This is a genomic window from Allocoleopsis franciscana PCC 7113 (assembly GCF_000317515.1).
Lineage (GTDB): Bacteria > Cyanobacteriota > Cyanobacteriia > Cyanobacteriales > Coleofasciculaceae > Allocoleopsis > Allocoleopsis franciscana.
Map to the genome: position 1 here is coordinate 212,559 of NC_019738.1, position 21,969 is coordinate 234,527.

The following is a 21,969-nucleotide window of genomic DNA, read 5'->3' on the forward strand; positions in this document are numbered from 1 at the left end:
TTTAGATTTTTCTACTTTTGATACAGTTGCCAAATCCGATCGTTCTTCCCATAGGGATGGGTAGAGACAGCACCGCTCTCTACCCATCGTTTCCAGGTGCGGTGTCGTTCTTTCTCCCATTCCTGCAAGGGATGGGCTGCCCCAGGTTGCGAAAGTTTTTGTGAGCGTTTATTCTAACCTCACCGGTCAAGACATTGTACTGCGATTGTTATCAGTGCTGCTTCTGATTGCAATCAATGCCTTTTTTGTCACGGCTGAGTTTGCCATGGTTTCCGTGCGGCGATCGCGCATCAATCAGCTAGCAGATGCGGGTGATGTTCAGGCGAAAACCGTTCAATCCTTACAACGCAGCATCGAGCGTTTACTCTCGACCACTCAGATCGGAATTACGCTTTCCAGTTTGGCATTAGGCTGGATTGGGGAGAGTACTATGGCAGTTCTGGTAGCGGCGGGACTTAGGCAATTGCCCTTGCCACCATCAGTTAGCCAGTTTATGGCTCATTCTCTAGCCATTCCCATCACTTTTTTTCTGATTGCCTATCTGCAAATTGTTCTCGGCGAACTCTGCCCCAAATCCGTTGCTCTGCTTTACTCAGAACAGTTGGCACGGTTTCTCGGTCCTCCTAGCCTCGCGATCGCCCGTTTTTTTAATCCCTTCATCTGGATTTTAAACCAATCAACTCGCTTGCTCCTGCGGCTTGTGGGTATCCAATATACCGGTCAAGGCTGGTATAACCGGGTGACTCCAGAAGAGTTACAACTGATTATTACCACCGAACGCGAGTCTACCGGACTAGAGGCGGAAGAACGCGAACTCCTGAAAAATGTGTTTGAGTTTGGTGATGTGGAGGCGGTGGAGGTGATGGTTCCCCGCACCAGCATTGCGGCTATTCCCAGTACGGCAACCTTCCAGACGTTGTTAGAGGAAATTGACCAAACGGGTCACTCGCGCTATCCAGTGATGGGCGAATCCCTGGATGACATTCAGGGAATTATTTACTTCAAAGAATTAGCCCAACCCCTCTCCCAAGGACAGCTTACGCCAGAAACACCCATTCTGCCCTGGATTCGTCCCGCTCGGTTTGTACCAGAATCAATTCCGCTTTCGGAACTCTTGCCCTTGATGCAGCGATCGCACCTGGTTATGGTGATGGTTGTGGATGAGTTCGGTGGTACAGCCGGGTTAGTCACCCTGAAAGACTTAATTGCTGAAATTATTGGTGACAACTCTGAACCCGAAAGTCCAGAGGAATTACCCGTACAAATTCTGGATGAACAGACTTTTCTGGTGCAAGCCCAAATGGATTTGGAAGAAGTCAACGAACTTTTGGATTTAAACTTACCCTTAGCTGACGAATACCAAACCTTAGGAGGCTTTCTCCTCTACCAATTTCAAAAAATTCCCCTACAGGGTGAAACCCTCAATTATGACAATCTGGATCTAACTGTCGTTTCTGCGGAAGGTCCACGTGTACATCAAATTCGCATTAACCGTCTAGAGTCAACAACCACGCCCCAAGAAGAGATTTCCATCCCCGATATGGTGATAGAAACGGACACAGCAGAGGAGATTCCAAAAGATGAGGCAACGCGGAATCTCGATGTAGATTCCTACAAAGACTCCGAATAGCGGTCGTGCCACTCCGATTTATCGAGAGAAAAAGCCCACCAGTAGGGCAGTTGATTGGGGGATTGTCCCTTACCCATCATTTGCAGCCCATCTAACGACAAAATGCCTTGACTTTCTCCCAGTACCCAATGACCTGATGCCGCTTTTGAGGCAATACGCATGACCCAGTTTTCTGAAGTCGATTGTGTCGGTTGTGAGAGGACACGAAGTTTTCGTAGGGTTACCTTATTCGTCTGGGGATCAACATTTCCCTGAATCGCAATCCGATAAAGCCCCTTAAAATTAGAGGATTGGATACTCAACGTTCCACTCAATGAGTTACCGGACTCAGGCGTAACCGTCAGCATCGCTGCTTGATTGTCAAACTCGCCATACCAAATTTCCACTCTTGTCCCCATCTTAAAGAATGACCAGGAGTATGAATTTTGCAGTGAATCTTGCCCCATTCCGGACATTTGCTTTTGATCGGATGACAGCGTTCCTGAATTTCTTCCCAAATTCCACAACCCTGAATAAGGTTCTGAGAGGACGCGTACTTCTCGCATTTGGATGGTCTGTGTTCTGTAGTCAAGATTACCCTGAATCCCAATCCGAGAAAGGCCATTAGGAGAATGAACGGTTAAAATTCCACCAAACCAACTCCCTAAGTGGTAAGTAATCGTAAAATTTGCCAATTTATGGTCAAACTCGCCATACCAATTCCCAATCATGGGAGAGGTTAAGTCTTGAAGTACCTCCTCGGCAGATTGATATCGTGCTTTCACCTCAACCTTGAGCATCTTGTTCAACATCTGCCTGAGCTGCTTACTAATAGCAGCACCTTGGGACTTGTCTTGCCATAACCAACGGGCTTCCTTCGGGTCGTAGAGGAGATGAGGACTCATGCCAGTCAATAGATGAATACAGGTCGCCCCTAAGCCATAAATATCACTGGCGGGATAAGCTTCGCCATAGGTTATCTGTTCGAGTGGGGCATAACCCTGAGTTCCGCAGTAAGTCTTTGGTATCACGACTGTGCCACTCAAATATTTGGCTACACCGAAGTCGATCAGCACCAACTTCCCATCCTGCCTGCGGCGCATGATATTGTCTGGTTTAATATCCCGATGAATGACACCCTGTTGATGGATAAACTTCAATACAGCTAAAAAGTCAAACAGCAATTCTCGAATTTTGAACTCATTAAATGTCCCGTGCTGTTCCAACTCTGTTAGCAATGTTTGCCCCTCAATAAACTCCTGTACTAAATACAGATCATCACCGTCCTTAAAATATGCCAATAGTGCAGGAACCTGTGGATGTTGACCTAACTGTTGCAGTCGCCTTGCTTCTTGCTCAAACAGTTGAGTTGCCTTCTCAATAGCTCCACTTCCTTTAATTTGTGGTGTAAATTGCTTAATGACGCAACGTTCATTCAGCTTGTCTATATCTTCAGCCAGATAAGTTCTGCCAAATCCCCCACGACCCAGAGGCTGAATGGGATGATAGCGGTTTCGCAACAGCGCCAGTTTTGTCCCGCAACAGTGACAAAATTTGAAGCCATCTGGATTTAAGGGATTCTGGCAATCGGGATTAAGGCAGCAAGTCATTCTTGGGAGACAAACATCAGATTAATCTATCCTAATTTTTCCCCTGATGAAACCTAAAATAATTCTTATAAAAGGTAAAAGGATGAGTTTGTTGTGCAAAAATCAAAGTCAAATAAAGGCTAAAGTGTCAAGAATGAAAAATGAAATGACACGGCTAAATCCAGACTTAATGATTCATCAGTTTAGTTCTTTGCTTCTCACTGAATAAGGGAGCGGGTCTTGCAATCCCAATTCAGCAAAAGCCGCCAGCCGCAAACGGCAGGAATCACAAACACCACAAGCCAAATCACCACCAGCATAGCAAGACCAAGTGTGTTCCCAAGGGACACCGAGCTGATTACCTAGCTGAATTATCTCAGTTTTTTTCAGGTCAATCAGAGGCGTCGCAATCTCAATAGCGGTTCCCTCCCGACCTTGCTTTGTACCTAAATCAAAAACTTTTTGCATGGCTTGGATATAGTCCGGACGGCAATCGGGATAACCGGAATAATCCAACGCATTGACTCCGACATAAACTCTTTGAGCATCGATCGCTTCCGCATAAGATAAACCAAAGCTCAAAAAAATTGTATTCCGAGCCGGTACATAGGTAATTGGGATGTTTTGAGACATCTCATCCAAGGTACGTTCTTCGGGTAAATCTAGGTCATTATCTGTTAACGCAGAACCGCCCCACTGTCGCAAATCAAAACTGACGATTTGATGCTCCTTTACACGCGCACAACCTGCGATCGCTTTAGCATATTCGAGTTCTCGCCGGTGGCGCTGTTGATAGTCAAAGGAAATGGCATAGCATTCATAACCATCTGCCTTGGCTTGATAGAGAGTTGTCGAAGAGTCTAATCCTCCAGATAACAAAATAACGGCTTTCAAAATCTAATTCCTTCATTCATGAGCTACTAGGTTTTAGGCTATATCTTCGAGGCTAACTAGCCAACAAGTTAATCATTATTACATTTGAAATGACCACATACCAGTAATAAACCTGCTGCCCTCTGCCTCCTCACAGGAGAGAGCCGGTGTCTTCTTGTCTTGTGCTATATTTCCGTCTCATGGACGCACAGACCGAACAAGGAATCGCGGTTTTTCAATCAGCCGTGTGAATGGCTGTAAAACTGCGTTGTGAGATGACAGGGGAGTTGAAGTAGTCCAAAAGTACTGGAAATCGTAGCCTTAATGGACAACCCAGAAACTGACACATCTATCCGACGCTCTAGAAGTAGTAAAACCACAATGAAAAGAAAATGACCGCCCCAAAGACCTCCTGAAATTTTGAGGGATCTAGGCAAAACTTTGGAATTCTTCACACTTAGAGGGGCTGTGGTACTATCTGGATGGTTTAAGGCGGCTCAGAATAAGCAAATCGACTTAGTTCCCGTGGTGGAGGAGCAGACAAGAGTGCAAGATAGAATGTGCCAAAGACATCTGGATGCCCATGTGCAGCGCAGCCTGCCGCAGCCAATTAAAATTGGCGTTATCGGCGTTGGCAATATGGGACAACATCATGCCCGCGTTGTAAGTTTTCTCAAAGACGTAGAACTTGTAGGGGTGGCAGACATTAATGTCGAACGTGGTTTGGACATGGCAAGTAAATACCGTGTCCGTTTTTTTGAGGATTATCGAGACCTTCTACCGTATGTAGATGCCGTCTGTGTTGCCGTTCCCACAAAGTTGCATCACCAAGTTGGGATAACTTGTCTGCAAGCGGGGGTTCATGTCTTAGTAGAAAAACCGATCGCTGCCAGTATTGCCGAAGCCGAGTCTTTGGTGAATGCCGCAGCCGAATCTCAATCCATCCTGCAAGTTGGGCACATTGAACGCTTTAACCCCGCTTTTCAGGAACTGGGCAAAGTTTTGAAGACAGAAGAGTTACTCGCTCTTGAAGCTCACCGGATGAGTCCCTATTCGGATAGAGCCAATGATGTCTCCGTTGTCCTGGATCTGATGATTCATGACATTGACCTGCTGTTAGAACTTGCAGCCGCGCCTGTGGTGAAGTTGACAGCCAGTGGCAGCCGTGCCGACAATTCTGGCTATTTAGACTATGTGACGGCTACCTTGGGTTTTGCCAATGGAATTGTGGCGACCTTAACCGCGAGCAAAGTGACACACCGCAAAATTCGGCGAATTGCGGCTCATTGCAAAAACTCGCTGACGGAAGCTGATTTTCTCAACAATGAGATTTTGATTCATCGGCAAACGACAGCAAATTGCATGACAGATTATGGTCAGGTGCTTTATCGCCAAGATGGGTTGATTGAGAAGGTTTACACCAGCAACATTGACAAACTCTGCGCCGAGTTAGAACACTTTGTAGGCTGTGTGCGAGGCGGAAATCAACCTTCTGTCGGGGGTGAACAGGCACTAAAGGCTCTCCGCTTGGCGAGTCTGATTGAGCAAATCGCTCTGGACGGTCAAGTTTGGCAGCCCTTGGACTATGATCGCCGCGATCTGCATGTTCGCCCTGTGTCAGTTGTCACCTATTAACCCCTATGAGTAGCCTTGAGGTTTGACTTGGGGCTACAACCAGGGACTAGTGCATCCCGGCAAAAGTTTCTGACCACCTCTGTACAAGCAGGGGAGCGGGGGAGCAGGGGAGATTTTAGCTGGTCAGTTATTTTTGCCATGCTGCACTAGGAGCGATGAGGCTTATGTTTAAGACTGACTCATTCCCTCTTCCCCAGCCGTGAACTTGGCTGATTCTCGCAACACTTGCTGAAGCGATCGCGAGATCGCTTCACTCACTCTCTCATTTCCTAGAGGACTCAGGTGTATGTGGTCACGGTATAACCTCTGAGGCGTATCCCAGTGGTTGAACAAAGGCAAAAAATCTAGATAGTGAATGAATTCATCTTGGGTTAGCTGAGTGAGACGAGCGCGTGCTTTCAGCTCGTAGTCAAGCGGTCCAGGTTCACCCAATTCTCGCAATAGAGGTGTCATAGCGAGGATAAACTCAGCACCAGCACGTGTGGCAAAGGACTGAATTTGACGAATGGCATCCAAATTGCTATCCAAGGGATTGTTCTTTGAGGCTTCTGTGGGCGGCTGCGCTAAGCCAGAAAGGGGTGTTATGCCTGGTGAAACCTGTGGCTTCCAATCAATAGCTCCGTTGGTGTCAGAGCCTTTTTGGCAGGTGTCAAGCTGCTCGTTCGCAACGGATGGGGTATTGTCCAAGGAAGTAGGGGGTAGTAGAGGCATCAGCGCCAATTCTCCGCTTTCTTGAGCTCTCAATTCCTCAAGTTTTGGGTTAACAGCCTTCATTCCGATGCGCGATAGCTGCGGTGACAGGTAACGAGTGTACACTTCAGCCAAAGCACACGGGGGTTTGCGGTTCGGATAATTGAGAGCGTGTCCTACCGCTTGGGAAGTTGGTGCGGCGGCAAACAAATCATCGGTATTGAGCAACAATACGATCGCCTGAGCCTCAAAGGTTCCAAAACGTTGTAAATACGCTAACTCATTACGAGGCCCCCAAGAGTTAGCCGAGGCATTGAGAACTTCTACTTGTGCAAATGGCGTTTGTCGGTTCAGATTTTCGCCTAAAGCTTCGGGAATTGAAAGTTTGAGGTGAAGCGTCATCAGTGCGGAAAGGGTTCGATCTTGGTCAGTCCACCACGCCCCATTCGCAACGGAATCTCCCAGTAATAAAACCCGCAGTGTTGAGGGGGGTCGCGTCCTGGTAATGGTCGGACTTCGCATGGAATACTCGTTAATGGCAATACGCTTGCCAAATCGCTTCGTGCGTTGGTTTGGGGCTAGCAAATACCCCATTTCCGGATCGGCTAAATAAAGCAGGGGATTGCCGAAGCCAAAAAGCCACCGCAATCCCGCTTCTAGCATCAGTAATAACCCAACCCACACGAGCAAACTCACCAGTAAGATGTTCACGCCTCACCTCTATCGCTTCTCAATCGCTCCCATAAAGTATGGATTTATCCTCCTTTGATCGATAATCTAGACCAGGATATATTCGAGTTGTTACATGCCTTAAATTTTAAAGATAGGAGCCAAAGCAATATGTCAGACCTAAATCGTGGAATCATGAAATTTAAGGGAGCTGATAGCCCGAAGGCGATCGCGATTTCGGCGGTACTGGTTTTGGGCAGTATTGGCTTGCTTCTTTGGTGGGCACTTCAAAGTGCCTACACAGTGGGCTAATTGATGAGTGTTGGAGCTTTCCTTACGGGTCGTTTGAGGGGCTAGCTTCGCCAGTACCTCAGCGGTCACTTCCGCCTGCCTAGACAGCGAGAGTGAGCGAGTGGCTCAAACTCAATTGGTTTAAACCACCGTCTTGCGATCGCGTCTAGCAAAGGTCAAAGTTCAGCTATGGTACATGCAAATTGCATTTCACGGACGGATTTTCTCGTTTATCCCACAAGAGTTTCAGAAATTTGCTCCTGCACAATGGAATTCACGGCCTGTTACCTGATGAATTCTGTACAAATAAACATGTCTGTTGCAACAATCGCCCTAAATAGAACCGCGCTGGAGGCGAGAGTATTGAGTTAGGGGCGAATGATCGTCGTGTTAGTGGTAACGGCGTTACGAGATCTACTAACTTCTGCTTTAAACCGATCGCTTCAGTGCTTTAACGCTAAAGTAGAATTTTAAGCATTCTATTTGGATTTTCCCTTACCAGCTAAATCTGGTAAAAATTTCTTTTCATAAATTTTGCAGTTAAAAACACTGCGCTCTAAGCGTGATTTTTTTGTCAGTACCCTTTCCATTGTATTTTCTTGCTGCCTCTGAACTCGGTCCCCTTTTGGGAAATGTTGGGCTTGATATTACTGTACTAGTCTTGATGCTGGTACTATCAGCTACCTTTTCCGGCTCAGAGACTGCCATTACGGCACTCGATAACCTCAAACTCAGGTCACTGATTAAAGACCAAGGTGACCCCAGTGGAATATTTCGGCTGGTTTTAGAGAAGCGGTCTCGGTTTATCACCACACTTTTAGTCGGCAACAACCTGGTCAATAATTTTTCAGCCATCCTTACCAGTAACCTTTTTGCGCTTTGGCTAGGCAGTGCCGGTCTGGGCGTTGCTACTGCCGTTGTCACAATTCTAGTATTGATTTTTGGCGAGATTACCCCCAAATCTTTGGCAATCAACAATGTACTGCCAGTTTTTAGATTAATAGTACGTCCGATCTATTGGCTGTCTAGGATTTTAGACTGTTTTGGGATCATCTATTTGATGGAAAAAATCGTTCAAACAGCGATTCGATTTTTTCAAGGGGGAGTGGTTCAGGAAGGTGAATCCTTAAAAGACCTCAAGTTACTAATTGAGGTGTTGGGGGGTAAAGGAAAACTCGATTTGGATAAACACCAACTGCTCTCCAAAGCTTTAATGTTAGATAGCCTCAATGTTCGGGATTTAGTTAAGCCCCGGATTGAGATGCGAACGATTTCCCATGAGGAAACCTTGCAGAATCTCGTAAATTTCTGCTTGGAGACAGGATATTCCCGGATTCCCGTTCAAGAAGAGTCAAAAGACCAAATCGTAGGAATTGTTCACCTGAAGCGGGCACTCCAGCAGTTAACATTAGCTCAAAAAGAAGGTCGTAGTCCGGTCTTAGTCACAGAGGCAATGGACCCGCCCGTCTATGTTCCGGATACAAAACGGGTCGCTAATCTTCTCAAAGAAATGCTGCAACAAAGGCTACATATTGCCATTGTCGTTGATGAATATGGTGGCACCGTAGGATTGGTGACATTGGAAGATATTTTAGAAGAATTGGTCGGCGAAATTTATGATGAAAGCGACTTCCCCAGTCGGGCAGCAAGGGTTAGAAATAGTAGTGCTTCTAATAAGGTAATGCGAAGAGGGGGAGTCTGAAGGTGTGATTCTTTGTACAAGATGAGATGGCTGATGGGGATTAGGAATAATATGCGTGGCGACGCACCCTACAAGTCGTGTAATCTTTTACCTCTACCTCGCTTATTCCCACGCTTGCCGCAGAACACATACAGTCAAGCGTAGGGCATACTCTAAAATCCTCCCATGGATGGAAGATCTTTTTGTTAAATCTCTTCCAGAGTAGGTAGCGTTAAATCGTAGAATCTTTTAAATTGACCTCAGGGATTTTAGTGATCTCAAGACTATAATCCGAGAAAATTGACGAATAAGTTGAGTTTCTTGCCGTTTCTGACATCATTGTCGAGGGGTGACCGTGAACAGTATCTCTTTTAAACTCGTTTCCTTCCTACTCGGTATGACAGCGTTAACCGTTGTCAGCAGCACCGGGGCTGCTAGGGCGCAAACACCTAGCACTGATTTATCCTTAGGGCGTTCCGCACCGACTGATGCACCGATGCAAGTCGATGCGCCTACTGTGACACCCATGGCTACTGTTAATCCACTGCTAGCTGATTCCACTCCTCCTGTGGAGCCTGCGGTACCCGCTTATGCACCGATGCAGACGGTTGAGCCTGCCCAGACATCGGCTACAACGATTGACCCACTCGCGACTAATCCTACTTCCGTAGCAATCCCAGAACAAATGGTCGTTGAGCCTAATCGCCCACAAGCCAACGTCTCAGACTCCACTTCTGACCTAGCTGAAGCTCAAAAACTACAAGCCGCAGCGATAGATGGCGACCTGCAAGCGGCACCGGAGGCAACGGTAGGCGTGAGTGAAAGCAGCCTGATGCCCGGAACCGTCTCGACCTCTGCAACCCATCTCACCGCGCAGCCAGAGACGGTTCCCCAGACTGAGGTAGCCCCTGAGCAGGCAGATATGACTGTAGCTCAAGACCTGGAAAATGTTGATCCGGGTCGAGCTACTCGTGGGGGTCGGAGCTACGTTGGGATTGGTGGCAATCTCGGTTTGAGTGGTGGTACTGGGATAGGTCAGGGTGGCTTTTTAATTAACAGTAAAATTGGTTTGACTCGTGCCATTTCCTTTCGACCTTCCGTCATCATTGGAGAGAGTACCGATTTTCTGCTCCCGCTTACTTACGATTTCTTTCTTCAGTCCGCCGATCCCTTTGAGCCAATTCCGTTCGCTCCGTTTGTGGGTGGGGGTGTTGCCTTTTCTACATCGGATGATAACACTGTGGGTTTCTTGCTCACAGGTGGCGCGGATGTCCCTCTATCTAGACAATTTGTTGCCAATGCCACGGTTAATGCGGGTTTCTTTGGAGACACAACCTCTATTGGAATTGCCATCGGCGTCGGCTATCAGTTCTCTGGTTTCTAACGTTCGGTTATAAACCTCTAGGTTCTTAACTTAACAGCCCGCCCTCTAGATGAAATTATTTTTCCTAGGGGGCTTTATCTATAGTCGGTTTCCATCAAAAATTTAGGGACTATTCTAGTCAAATATCACAAGACTGTGCCTTTTCAGGTTGCTGCTTTTAGCAGACAGTATATATACAAATTCATTAGCCTTGTGTACTTCACGACCGCACTAGTGCAAGAAGGCAGTTCGCGTAGCGTTCTCCGTAGGAGTAGAAAAAAGGCAGAAGGTAAGAACGTTTGTACAGTAAGCTTTTTAACCTTTTTGGACTAGTGGGGTATTTTCGCCGCGCTGCACTAGACAGAAAGTCGGTATCTATTTTGTTCATAGTTGTCATGCAATCTATGATTAGATTCTCACCGAGAGAATCAATACAGTAAAAACATCATCTGAAAATTGAAGAGAGGTTAAAGCTCATGCGTTTAGGTATGAGTTATCGGGTTGCCAAGATTTTCTTTTTATCACCCCTTTTAGGGTCTTTCGGCTTTTGCTCAAATCGATTTAGAGATTTTACTAATCTAATTCAGGGCAATCTAAAGTCTTTTGTTTCTGCTCAATATACCCTCGAAACGGGTAAACTATTTCGGATTCCTTCAGTCTGCCAACAACTCCATGTATTGTCAGGTAGTGCTTGGCTAACCGTTGCTGGAGAAGATATTATTTTGACCTCTGGAGAACAAATACTACTGGATGCCAATCAAGGCTTGGCTATCTTATCCGCTTTAGGTGGCAAGCCATTGGTTTTAGAAATTAGTTGGATGAGTATGGGTTTTTGAGAGATACTTGTTTGAGGTATGGAAGTTTTGCTTTACTTGCCAACAAAGTAAAATCTGAACAGCCAATTTTAAGTTTCGCCTAAATATGCCTTGCGAACTGTCTCATTTGATTGTAAGTCTTTCGCTGTGCCGGTGAGTACAATCTCACCCGTTTGTAGGACATAACCTCGATGGGATACAGTCAAAGCCATACGAGCATTTTGTTCGACTAATAAAATTGTAGTTCCTTGGATGTTAATATCCCGAATAATCGAAAAAATTTGGCTAACCAGCATAGGGGCTAAACCCATACTTGGCTCATCTAACAATAATAAGCGGGGTCGTGCCATCATAGCTCGTGCGATCGCTAGCATTTGTTGTTCGCCACCACTCAACGTTCCCCCTTTTTGATTAATTCGCTCTCTCAGGCGCGGAAAAAGATGTAATGCTTTTTCCAGATCGGACTTAATTCCAACAGCATCCCGGCGCGAAAAAGCCCCCATTTCGAGATTTTCTTGCACCGTCATCCGGGGGAAAATGAGACGACCTTCAGGACTTTGAGAAATGCCTAAACGGACAATCGCTTGTGCCGATAATGACTCTAAAGAATTTCCTTCAAATAGGATTTTGCCCTGACGAGGTTTTAATAAGCCTTGAATTGTGCGAAGTGTGGTGGTTTTACCTGCACCATTACTGCCAATTAAACTAACAACTTCACCCTGTTCAACCTCTAAAGAAATTCCCTTGAGGGCATGAATGTTACCATAATAAGTGTGAAGGTCTTTGATTTCCAGCATTTTTAAGGGCTAATAGCTAATTGAGCATTGGTTATTGCAAAAGATTGATAATATTTTTTGATTCCCATTAACGATTAGCCATTGGATCTTCTTCTTCTTTACCTAAATAAGCTTCAATGACACGAGGATCAGATTGAACTTCAGCGGGAGTGCCTTCAGCAATTTTAGTACCATACTCCATCACACTAACCCTGTCGCTAATGCCCATCACCACCTTCATATCATGTTCAATGAGCAAGATGCTCAAATTTAATTCATCCCGGATGCGATGGATAAAACGAGTTAAATCAGCCGTTTCGTTGGGGTTCATTCCAGCCGTTGGCTCATCTAATAGGAGTATCTTAGGTTCAGAGGCTAGCGCTCTGGCAATTTCCAAGCGACGCTGATCACCATAGGAGAGGTTTTTGGCTAACTCTGGCCCTTTGGAGGCACCTAAACCCACAAAATCAAGCATAGCCAGTGCTTTTTGCCTCGCTTGACGCTCCTCCAGACGCACCTTGGGGGGACGAAGTAAGGCACCGACTAAACCCGTTTTAAGACGGCTATGTCTACCCACTAAGACATTTTCTAACACCGACATGTTATTAAATAGGCGAATATTCTGGAACGTCCGAGCAATTCCCAGACTTGTGAGCTTATCAGGTTTTGCCCCAGTAATCTCTTGATTCTCCAGCCGTAATTGACCCGATGTAGGGACATAAATCCCCGTGAGCATATTAAAAAAGGTCGTTTTGCCTGCTCCGTTTGGGCCAATTAGACTCGCAATAATACCTCTTTCAATCGTAAAATCAACCTGTTTAACGGCGGTCAGTCCCCCGAAACGCATGGTCAGTTGACGGGCTTCCAGTAGTGACATTATTGACTCCTTGCCTCTGCTAAAGACTCTTTCATCGCATCATCCTGAGAGTGCAGTTCGGCACGATGTAGGGCATCTGGCACTAGTCCCTCTGGACGGACGATCATCATAATGACTAAGGTTAAACCAAACAGAAACAGGCGCATCTGAAGTGGGTCAATACTGGTGGCAATAAAGTCTCTCAATGGTGGACTCCCAATATTAGGTAATACGGAAGTATTCAGGAAACTATTCAAAACTTGCGCCAGTCGAGGAAGATAGAGTCTATCCGCCGACATGATAATAATTCCCCCCAGGATGACCCCAGTCATATTACCTAAGCCACCCAAAATCACCATACATAAGATGATGACGGAAACGGAAAAATCGAACACGCTGGGAAAGATGGCGCTGATATTAGCGGCATAAAATGCACCTGCAAATCCGGAAAAGGTTGCCCCCATGGCAAAGGCTAATAGTTTCGTTTTGACTAAATTAATTCCCATCGCGCTAGCCGCGAGTTCATCTTCACGGATTGCCGTCCATGCTCGTCCCAAGCGAGAATCTTTCAGACGACTAATCATGAAATAGGAGAATACAACCAGCAAAAGAATTAAGTAGTACCAGGGCAGATAGTCGCTAGCGTCAAAGGTGCCGATGAACGGGAGAGTAGGGCGACCAATCGGATTAATTCCAGCTTCACCTCCTGTTAGGTTAAGGGGGCGATCGCATCCGACTAAACAAATCGCCCACTCTGGACGACCTGCTAAGCTACCCACAATTTTAGAGATGGGTTCCTCAATTCTGACATCCGTTAAATTACGAAAGATAACAGGAACAATTTCCCCAAAACCGAGGGTTACAATGGCTAAGTAATCCCCCCGTAGACGTAAGGTTGGCGACCCCAAAATCACGCCAAAAATTGCGGCGACCAATGCAGCAATGGGCAGTACAAACCAGAAATTCCAAGCAATATTGAGTTGGGGAGACGATAATAAGCCCGTGGTATAAGCCCCGATCGCAAAGAAGGCCGCATAGCCCAAATCCAGTAACCCTGCATAGCCCACTGTAATATTAAGTCCTAAGGCGAGCATGATAAAGATTTGGATTTGGATGATGATGGCGATCCAGTTGGTTTGAGCCAATTGATCAACAAAAGGAAAGAGAATCAAAATAAAGGCTAGGGTTACCAGCGTTGCAGTTCTCCTGCGTCCAATAGGTAAACCTTGTAAGGCTCCCATGACTCCTCCGGCTAAAGCCGCAACAACCAACGCCAAGATCCCATACTGTAAACTGTCCGATAAGCTGACTATTGGTTGTCCTAAAACGGGTGCGAACAGTGCTTGTAACAAGCTAGCAATTAACAACCAAATTCCCAATACAAGTCCTGCGATCGCGCCGAGTTTCGCGCCCTCTTGCGGTGTGATAATTCTCCTGCCCTGACAGCGCATAAAGCCCGCTGCCGAACCCAGCAACCAACCGATTACCGCACCACTCCAACCACCAAATAGCAAGACAGTGAGAGCTGCGATCGTTCCTAAAATACCACTTGATTTAATTGCCTTAATAATCTGCTGTGTCATATCCCTTATGGGTAATTGGTAATTGGTAATTGGTAATTACTTTTTATGTATTACTTATGAGCCATTACCCAAATTTCATACCTTTTCCTGAACATTCTCTCCCAATAAACCCCCTGGTCGGAAGGCCAAAATAATCACCAAAACAGCGAATACCCAAGCATTCGTCCAACGGCTAGAGAGATATTGGTCACTTAATGCAGAAAGCAACCCAATTAACACCCCACCTAACATGGCACCAATAATGTTGCCAATTCCACCTAACACAGCAGCGGTAAAAGCGCGTAATCCTGCCGTAAAGCCCATCGTAAACACAATGGTGTTGTTGTAGAGTCCAACCAGCAGCCCTGCTGCTCCCGCCAATGCCCCACCAATCAAAAAGGTCAACGCAATAATCCGATCCACATCGATCCCCATAATCAGCGCTGCATCCCGATTCTGAGCCGTTGCCCGCATCGCTTTACCCAAACGGGTGTACTGCACAAACAGATGTAGCCCCACCATTAAAGCAACAGCAACAATCAACACAATTAAGTCTTTAGTGGTAAAGACGATACGGGACTCAATGCCCATAGCCTTGAGAATATCAATTCGGGGCAATAAATCAGGAAAGCTTTTAGGTGCGGCCGCATTAGCCCCCATAACTGGGATAAACGATTTGAGTCCACCCCAAAACAATCCTGTGTTTTGAAAAATAAACGACATTCCAATGGCTGAGATCAACGGTGCAAGCCGGGGTGCATTCCGCAACGGTCTATAGGCATATCGTTCCGTAATAATGTTTAGACCCGCACAAAAAACAGTCGCGATGATTAAGGCTACGAACATCGCCGGGATAGCCACTTGTAGAGATACACCATCTGTAACGCCAAAGGCACCAATAACTGTGAGGGAGGCAAATGCACCCAACATATATAAGTCCCCGTGAGCAAAATTAATTAGCTCAATAATGCCGTAAACCAACGTGTAACCCAGCGCAATAATGGCAATGATTCCACCGTTAACGAGACCCACCAAGATTTGTTGGATCAAAACTTGAGGGTCACGAGCGATATCCCCCATAATTCGGGGCAAGTCAAACCCGGCAATGGGACCTAACAAGAGGATCAGGTAGGCGACAACAAGGTATAGAAGGGGTTTGCGCCATCGTTTCATAACGGTTGGTTAGAGGTTGCTATAGTGCGTATAGATTATAGAGCGAAGCTCTTACCAAATCCGGGTAAACTACCCCTTTGTTGGTGGAGACAAGGCAGGAGGCAGGAGGCAGAAGGCAGAAGGCAGAAGGCAGAAGGCAGAAGGCAGCTATCAAGGAAGATTTGGTATCAGATGCTCATGGACTCGCTACCGCTTCGCGAGCGGTTATGCCGTAAGGTGCTTATGGGTGAATACGGTTCATCCATCGCGATCAGTCCTTAGTCAGTCGAGGGAAATTGACCCTCAACTCAGGACTAACGACTCGGTAAAGTGAGCTAGCTGTGCCACTTACTGCGCTTTGAGTACACTCACAAACTCCCACTTGCCATTTTTGACAACATTCCCTGATAAAGTGGTGAGGGTTGTGTCGCCATTTGGGTCAAAACTCCAAGTTCCGAGTACCCCATTAAAATCTTTGGTATTCAGGACAGCTTCCCGAATGGCATCGCGGTCATTTTTGCAGACTTTGTTAATGGCATCTACAATCACCTTGGCAGATTCATAGCCATAAGCCGCATAGGCTTCGGGTTCTGCCGCGTATTTTTTCTTGTAGCTCTCATACCACTTTTGGCCTGTCCCTTTTAGCTCTTTGGCTGGCACGCCGCCAAAGGTGGCATAAACACCTTCGGCATCTTTACCGGCTGCATCAATTAACGCCTTTTCAAAGATGCCATCCGGCCCCATGAATTTGACCTTATCCCCACTCATCCCAACGTTACGCATATCCTTAATTAACTGTCCAGCGTTGGTTTGAGTTGTGCCCCCAAAATAGATGAGGTCGGGTCCGAGGGCTTTGATTTTGGTCATCAAGGCTTTATAGTCACTGGCTTTGGCGTCGATTCCTTCGTGTCCTAAAACTTGCAACCCTTCCTTTTTGGCGGTCGCTTCAAAAATATCAGCTAGCCCTTTGCCGTAAAGTTCTTGATCATCGAGAATAAAAACTTTTTTGGCTCCTAGGGATTTAGCCCATTTAGCCCCTGCAACCCCCTGAAGATCATCAGCCGGAACCACACGCGCATAGTTCCGCTTGCCATTGGGATAATAAATATTAGGCTCATTGGCCTCGCCCTTTCCAGGTTTAGTCAAGCCAGGATAAGTATTGGCAGGACTAACCATGACTAAGTTGGACTTGTTGAGAATGGGAATAGATAGCTTAGCCGCACCGGAGTTAAAGTGACCAATCACCGCAACTACGGATTTATCGGCAACCGCTTTGTTGGCGTTTGAGGTAACCTGTGCGGGGTCCCATTTGCCAGCGGCAGCCGTAGCATCGTCATAGCTTTCATAAGTAATCTTGACCTTGCCATCACAAGCCGTTGAGTTGGTTTCATCAAGAACTTGCTTGATCCCATTCACAATGGTTTGATTCTGACCTATGCCACTTCCTGTCATGGGCAGACTGGAAACAATTTTGACTGTGTTTCCATCAGCGGTGGTTCCTCCTTGGTTACCCGTACAAGCTGCCGCGAGCACGCCTGTCGCCAGGGTTGTGAGGGCTAGAGCCATTGCTGAACGGGGTTTGAGGCTATGAACTAAGGCGAGTTTACTCATTTGAATGTTTCTCTCCTTTACTGTCACCAGTAGATCACAATTGAATAAATCTACATCTTAAGCGCATCTTCCTCTAGACCGATGATTGGTAACGGTTTTTGAAACGCCAATCCAGTTACTGCCCAGCCTTAATAGGGTGACGAAGGGTAATTATTAATGGATTAACGGAGAGGGAGGGATTCGAACCCTCGGTACGGAGTTACCTGCCGTACAACAGATTAGCAATCTGCCGCTTTCGACCACTCAGCCACCTCTCCAGGTGGGTTTTTACGGTTTGGTCAAGGTTTGACTACATTTGATATTCATCGGATAGCCATTCCGTTTTGACCGCTTTATCAGTGTAGCACCTTAGCGGTATGGGTCAACTACTGCCGAACACTTCTTACTCGGTTTTATTCGCACAGCGTTCAATCACCTTTAGTCAGCCTAACAGAATTCCCCTGTAGCCGTGGCGACTCAAGCTGGGCTTTGGTTGGTGTCTAAAAAGGGAATTTCCCCTCTTTTGCTTCGTAAACCCTGGTTATCCAGCTTTGTTGACTTTACATTTTGCAACTTTGGGCGCTCAACGGTATACTGATTTGCGAAGAAGAGAGCGTTCTCTCTTTCGTAAGGAAAGAATTGTCTTTCCTGGCAATTGGAGGAGAAATACTACGAGGAGAAATCGCGATTTGCGTTAGGTGACTACCTAGACTCAGCCGTTTTCCGGTTAGTCAGACATCTCTACCCATCAGGAGAGGTAAAGCTCCACCCTTGACTCTTAACATTTCTTAAATAAAATAGAAGAAAGTTCGTGATGAGGGAAACGTGGGTAAGAAGTAGACCGTTAATCCGTTCAAACCTTCGTCAAAATCCAGAACCAATCAAACCTATGGACATTACAAGCAAACAGCACATTGCTCTGATCTCAGTACACGGTGACCCAGCAGTGGAAATCGGAAAAGAAGAGGCTGGGGGACAGAACGTTTATGTGCGCCAAGTGGGTGAAGCGCTTGCCAACCAAGGATGGCATGTTGATATGTTTACCCGTTGCTCCAGTGCAGAGCAACCCAAAATCGTTGAGCATAGTCCGCGCTGTCGGACTATTCGTTTAACAGCAGGTCCAGAGGAATTTGTACCGCGAGACGAAATTTTTGGGTATGCCAACACGTTTGTGGAGGAACTCGTTAAGTTTCAACAGCAGTCTGGGATTAAGTATTCGCTAGTACACACGAATTATTGGATTTCTGCCTGGGTGGGAATGGAACTGAAAAAGCGCCAAGCCGTGAAGCAGGTTCATACCTACCATTCGTTGGGTGCGGTTAAATATAAGTCGGTGACAACGATCCCCATGATTGCCACTACCCGATTGAACTTTGAAAAGGCGGTTTTGGAGACAGCCGAGCGAATTGTGGCAACGAGTCCGCAGGAAACCGAACACATGCGATCGCTCGTTTCTACGAAAGGCAATATTGACATCATTCCCTGTGGTACTGACATTCACCGTTTTGGTGCCTTGAGTAAGGAAGCAGCGCGTGCCGCCTTAGGTATCGACTCAGACGCCAAAATGGTCTTCTATGTAGGACGCTTTGACGAGCGCAAGGGCATTGAAACCCTAGTGCGAGCCGTGGGTCAGTCAAAGTTGCGGGGTCATGAGAAGATTAAGCTCGTGATCGGTGGTGGCTCTCGTCCTGGTCAAAGTGATGGCATAGAGCGTGAGCGGATTGAAAAAATTGTCGCTGAACTTGGGATGAGTGATTTCACGATCTTCCCCGGACGTATCGGGGATGATATCCTCCCGGCATACTACACCGCCGCTGATGTCTGTGTAGTGCCCAGCCATTACGAACCCTTTGGTTTGGTAGCAATTGAAGCAATGGCCTGTGGCACACCCGTTGTTGCCAGCGATGTCGGCGGTTTACAATTTACTGTGGTTCCCGAACAAACCGGTCTTTTGGCACCCGCCAAAGATGAAGTTGCCTTTGCCACAGCAATTGACCGCATTCTGTCTAACCCCGAATGGCGGAATCAACTGGGTCAAGGCGCGAGAAAGCGTGTTGAAGAGAAGTTTAGCTGGGATGGTGTCGCGCATCAACTAAGCGAACTCTACACAAAGTTATTAGAGAAGCCGGCGAAAGCATTGGAACAAGTTAGCGCTTAAACACCTTGAGCAAATGATGATCCCTAGCCTGCTGGTTGTAAGACTTATACTCTTTCAGCCGCAGGCTTTTTGATTGGTTACCAAGGGTCATCAATCGGTTCTCGTTCTCCAGCCGACGACAAGTTAGTCTCGTTCAGTGCTTCTTTGACTAACTGAAGAATCTCTGATTGTACCTGTTCATAGGCTTCCGCTCTACACCAAGGGCGCAAATACAGGATGGTGGCTCTCGGAGAAATAGATGCCACATGGCAAGTGGTTTTTGGGTTACTTAAAACCAGGGGATGGGGTTGTACGAGGGACAACAGCAAAATAATAGTGGGTTCAATGGGGCGATCGCCAATATCAATTTTCAAATCTACCCGCCGCGTCCTCATGGCTGTCGTATTTTTCAACACACCACTAAAGAGATTGCTGTTCGGTACTGTAATCTTGATATTGTCCGGCGTAACTACCGTGGTTGAAAAAATACCGATCGCATCCACTACACCCTTGACCCCCTGTGGCCCTTCAATGAAATCACCGACTTCAAAGGGGCGTTGGTTCAGGAGCATCACGCCAGCAGCAAAATGAGACAAAGTATTCTGCAAAGCTAAACCGATCGCTAAACCAGCAGCCCCCACCACAGCAACCAAGCTGGTGGCTTGAATCCCCAACGCACTCAAGAACGCAACAATGCCAACCACCAAGGTGAGGATTTCTGATGCCTGAATCAGAAACTTGCGTAAGGTTGGCTCAACCGGATTGAACGCTCGGCGCGTGAAACGAGCAACCAGATCAATTGCATAGCGGGTAATGAGGATAATGGCAAGCGCCCACAGCAGTTTTGTGCCAACCTGAAAGCCTAGATCGATCAAGTTTTTGTTAAACCACGATGCCATATCAAACCGATTGAGCACGGGTGTCACATCAAACGCCAAACTTGTCATAGGGAACTTAGGGTTTGTCCATAATTAATTCCGCCCTTTTCAGTCGGGCACAGCATTATCAATATTGTGCTTCACCCTAAATGTTATTGTTGCCATACCTTGGTAGTAGAGCCTAGCAATCCGCCAAAACCAATCGATGGGATCGCCAGACTTATCATAGGGAATTGCGCCTAAATCACTGAGTCTTTTTTTTGATAACGCTTCCATCATCACTCAAGAGGCGCTGCTTCGATTGACAATAATATGCTAGTTCTAGCATATTTAAGGGATGAGTTCATTGTTGAAACCAGTTGAATGGGTTGGAAGCTCCCTTGAGGATTTGAAAGATTTTCCAGAGGAGGTTCAGCAAGTCGTTGGCTATGCCTTGTACTTGGCTCAATGCGGTGAGAAGCATCCTTCAGCTAAACCACTCAAGGGATTTAAGGGTGCTAGGGTGCTTGAAGTTGTGGAAGACTTCGATGGAGATACTTACCGAACTGTTTACACGGTGAAACTTGCTGGCGTAATTTATGTGTTGCACGCCTTCCAAAAGAAATCAAAGCAAGGAATCGCTACGCCAAAGCAGGATATTGATTTGATTGAAACAAGACTTAAACGAGCACAAGAGCATTACGCAGAAAACTATCACAAGCAGCAAAAGGGAGAGGAAAATGACTCAGGAAATTAGAGTGCAAGCAAGTAGCGGTAATGTGTTTGCCGATTTGGGTTTAGAAAATTCGGATGAATTGCTTGTGAAAGCTGAACTCGCACGTAAGATCAGCAGCATTATTACTAAGCAAGGCATGACGCAGGCTGAAGCCGCAGAGCTTTTAGGGATTGACCAGCCAAAAGTATCTGCTCTAATCAACGGCAAGTTATCAGGCTTTTCAACTGTACGGTTGTTTCGTTTCTTGAATGCTTTGGGTCGAGATGTGGAAATTGTAGTGAAAACCAAACCTAAATCTCGCTCACAAGCTCGAACACGGGTTGTTGCTACGTGATCTTGGATGCTGACAGCTTACCTTTGTATCTGTTGCACATCATTGGTGTGTTGCTGGCGCTGTGCAACCTCGATGAGCATTCTCAACGCCTCATTCACGGCTATCTCATTGGAAAAAGCTTAGGCAACATGAAGATTAGCTTCTAAGATGATATTTAAGGATAGGAATACGCATATGTGCTAATTTCATTGAAGATGTCATCGAGTGGTTTGATGGAATCAACCTCCATTGCCATCTGACCAGCAGGGTTGTAAGCATTTTTGAACGCCCACATTTCAACCATCCAATGCCGTCGATGAGCAACACTTACTAACGGGATGAAGTCCCTATCTCCAGATAGAATAGCTAAGTCCATCACCTCTGTTGTAGTACAAATAATTTCAGTTGTCTGAGCAACAAGTTCTGTGTCAACGGCTTTCTCCTCATTCATTGAGTTGCGGTCATGCACTGTTACTGAAAAGCCATGGTTCTGTGCAGCTTGCCAGACAGTATCGTTTTGTGGAGGTCTTGAGCCTACAAGAATAGCCCGTTCAACGGTTCTGCCATTTGAAACTGCTAGCAATAACTTTCCAAAATCGATTCGCCAGGAAGGATCTTGTGGGTCTCTATCATTAGGGTTTTGCTTGACTATATCCTTCATCTTGGCACTGAATTTCTGTCCCTCAATAAAGACGTTTGAATTATCTACGACAACGACAACTTTGCTAGCCATACCTAACCTCGAACACCATACAGTGTAAAGTAAACAGTCTAG

The 21,969-nt window shown here is 46.4% G+C and carries 20 protein-coding genes, 1 tRNA gene and 1 pseudogene; 10 read left to right on the plus strand and 12 right to left on the minus strand.

Features of this window, described 5'->3' with window-relative positions; genetic code table 11:
- The first annotated feature begins 160 nt into the window (after positions 1-160).
- Entirely contained in the window at positions 161-1,630 is a 1,470-nt protein-coding gene (locus MIC7113_RS00910; RefSeq protein WP_015180288.1) for a hemolysin family protein, read from the plus strand.
- On the opposite strand, the gene MIC7113_RS32895 is transcribed toward MIC7113_RS00910, so the two are convergent.
- Both MIC7113_RS32895 and queC read right to left on the minus strand, forming a co-directional pair.
- Positions 1,612-3,219 (minus strand): serine/threonine-protein kinase, encoded by a 1,608-nt coding sequence (locus MIC7113_RS32895; protein WP_015180289.1) that lies wholly within the window; start codon positions 3,217-3,219, stop codon positions 1,612-1,614. The two genes, MIC7113_RS00910 and MIC7113_RS32895, sit on opposite strands and share 19 nt — an antisense overlap.
- Positions 3,220-3,396: 177 nt before the next feature.
- Positions 3,397-4,092, minus strand: a complete 696-nt coding sequence (queC, locus tag MIC7113_RS00920; RefSeq protein ID WP_015180290.1) for a 7-cyano-7-deazaguanine synthase QueC — start codon at positions 4,090-4,092, stop codon at positions 3,397-3,399.
- A 537-nt stretch (positions 4,093-4,629) separates the two neighbouring features.
- Here queC and MIC7113_RS00925 point away from each other — a divergent pair.
- A complete protein-coding gene (locus MIC7113_RS00925; protein WP_041780313.1) occupies positions 4,630-5,706 on the plus strand; it encodes a Gfo/Idh/MocA family protein in 1,077 nt (358 codons plus the stop codon).
- Positions 5,707-6,507: 801 nt separating this feature from the next.
- Here MIC7113_RS00925 and MIC7113_RS39415 read toward each other — a convergent pair.
- Positions 6,508-7,059: pseudogene (locus MIC7113_RS39415) on the minus strand (SGNH/GDSL hydrolase family protein); the annotation flags it as partial.
- Positions 7,060-7,236: 177 nt separating this feature from the next.
- Here MIC7113_RS39415 and MIC7113_RS37145 point away from each other — a divergent pair.
- From MIC7113_RS37145 to MIC7113_RS32905, 4 genes are all read left to right on the plus strand, one after another.
- Entirely contained in the window at positions 7,237-7,377 is a 141-nt protein-coding gene (locus tag MIC7113_RS37145; protein WP_015180293.1) for a hypothetical protein, read from the plus strand.
- A gap of 541 nt (positions 7,378-7,918) precedes the next feature.
- Positions 7,919-9,058: a hemolysin family protein gene (locus MIC7113_RS00940; RefSeq protein ID WP_015180294.1), complete on the plus strand. Its 1,140-nt coding sequence runs from the start codon at positions 7,919-7,921 to the stop codon at positions 9,056-9,058.
- A gap of 334 nt (positions 9,059-9,392) precedes the next feature.
- Positions 9,393-10,421, plus strand: coding sequence for a hypothetical protein (locus tag MIC7113_RS32900; protein ID WP_015180295.1), 1,029 nt, complete (start codon positions 9,393-9,395; stop codon positions 10,419-10,421).
- A gap of 455 nt (positions 10,422-10,876) precedes the next feature.
- Positions 10,877-11,236 (plus strand): hypothetical protein, encoded by a 360-nt coding sequence (locus MIC7113_RS32905; RefSeq protein ID WP_015180296.1) that lies wholly within the window; start codon positions 10,877-10,879, stop codon positions 11,234-11,236.
- A gap of 68 nt (positions 11,237-11,304) precedes the next feature.
- On the opposite strand, the gene MIC7113_RS00955 is transcribed toward MIC7113_RS32905, so the two are convergent.
- From MIC7113_RS00955 to MIC7113_RS00980, 6 genes are all read right to left on the minus strand, one after another.
- Positions 11,305-12,012, minus strand: a complete 708-nt coding sequence (locus tag MIC7113_RS00955) for an ABC transporter ATP-binding protein (RefSeq protein ID WP_015180297.1) — start codon at positions 12,010-12,012, stop codon at positions 11,305-11,307.
- A gap of 67 nt (positions 12,013-12,079) precedes the next feature.
- Entirely contained in the window at positions 12,080-12,868 is a 789-nt protein-coding gene (locus MIC7113_RS00960) for an ABC transporter ATP-binding protein (RefSeq protein WP_015180298.1), read from the minus strand.
- Positions 12,868-14,430, minus strand: coding sequence for a branched-chain amino acid ABC transporter permease (locus tag MIC7113_RS00965; RefSeq protein ID WP_015180299.1), 1,563 nt, complete (start codon positions 14,428-14,430; stop codon positions 12,868-12,870). Before MIC7113_RS00965 ends, MIC7113_RS00960 begins: the two co-directional genes overlap by 1 nt.
- Before the next feature lie 75 nt (positions 14,431-14,505).
- Positions 14,506-15,582, minus strand: coding sequence for a branched-chain amino acid ABC transporter permease (locus MIC7113_RS00970; RefSeq protein ID WP_015180300.1), 1,077 nt, complete (start codon positions 15,580-15,582; stop codon positions 14,506-14,508).
- A 327-nt stretch (positions 15,583-15,909) separates the two neighbouring features.
- Positions 15,910-17,172, minus strand: coding sequence for a branched-chain amino acid ABC transporter substrate-binding protein (locus tag MIC7113_RS00975; RefSeq protein WP_015180301.1), 1,263 nt, complete (start codon positions 17,170-17,172; stop codon positions 15,910-15,912).
- A 165-nt stretch (positions 17,173-17,337) separates the two neighbouring features.
- A tRNA-Ser gene (locus tag MIC7113_RS00980) sits at positions 17,338-17,429 on the minus strand.
- A gap of 611 nt (positions 17,430-18,040) precedes the next feature.
- Here MIC7113_RS00980 and MIC7113_RS00985 point away from each other — a divergent pair.
- Complete coding sequence (locus MIC7113_RS00985) at positions 18,041-19,309, plus strand: glycosyltransferase family 4 protein (RefSeq protein WP_041779844.1); 1,269 nt, start codon at positions 18,041-18,043, stop codon at positions 19,307-19,309.
- A gap of 77 nt (positions 19,310-19,386) precedes the next feature.
- Here the strand turns inward: MIC7113_RS00985 and MIC7113_RS00990 are convergent, their stop codons facing one another.
- Positions 19,387-20,235, minus strand: coding sequence for a mechanosensitive ion channel family protein (locus MIC7113_RS00990; protein ID WP_015180303.1), 849 nt, complete (start codon positions 20,233-20,235; stop codon positions 19,387-19,389).
- A 39-nt stretch (positions 20,236-20,274) separates the two neighbouring features.
- Complete coding sequence (locus MIC7113_RS35775; RefSeq protein ID WP_155897892.1) at positions 20,275-20,445, minus strand: hypothetical protein; 171 nt, start codon at positions 20,443-20,445, stop codon at positions 20,275-20,277.
- Positions 20,446-20,503: 58 nt separating this feature from the next.
- Between MIC7113_RS35775 and MIC7113_RS00995 the strand changes: the two genes are divergently transcribed.
- The 3 genes from MIC7113_RS00995 to MIC7113_RS35780 are packed head-to-tail and all read left to right on the plus strand — an operon-like array spanning position 20,504 to position 21,361.
- Positions 20,504-20,902 carry a type II toxin-antitoxin system RelE/ParE family toxin gene (locus MIC7113_RS00995; protein ID WP_015180305.1) on the plus strand — a complete coding sequence of 133 codons (399 nt, stop codon included), beginning with the start codon at positions 20,504-20,506 and terminating at the stop codon, positions 20,900-20,902.
- Positions 20,886-21,215: a helix-turn-helix domain-containing protein gene (locus MIC7113_RS01000; RefSeq protein WP_015180306.1), complete on the plus strand. Its 330-nt coding sequence runs from the start codon at positions 20,886-20,888 to the stop codon at positions 21,213-21,215. The genes MIC7113_RS00995 and MIC7113_RS01000 overlap by 17 nt, the downstream gene beginning before the upstream one ends.
- A gap of 2 nt (positions 21,216-21,217) precedes the next feature.
- Positions 21,218-21,361, plus strand: coding sequence for a hypothetical protein (locus MIC7113_RS35780; protein WP_155897893.1), 144 nt, complete (start codon positions 21,218-21,220; stop codon positions 21,359-21,361).
- A gap of 8 nt (positions 21,362-21,369) precedes the next feature.
- Here the strand turns inward: MIC7113_RS35780 and MIC7113_RS32910 are convergent, their stop codons facing one another.
- Positions 21,370-21,927 (minus strand): NYN domain-containing protein, encoded by a 558-nt coding sequence (locus MIC7113_RS32910; RefSeq protein WP_015180307.1) that lies wholly within the window; start codon positions 21,925-21,927, stop codon positions 21,370-21,372.
- Between the last annotated feature and the right edge of the window lie 42 nt (positions 21,928-21,969).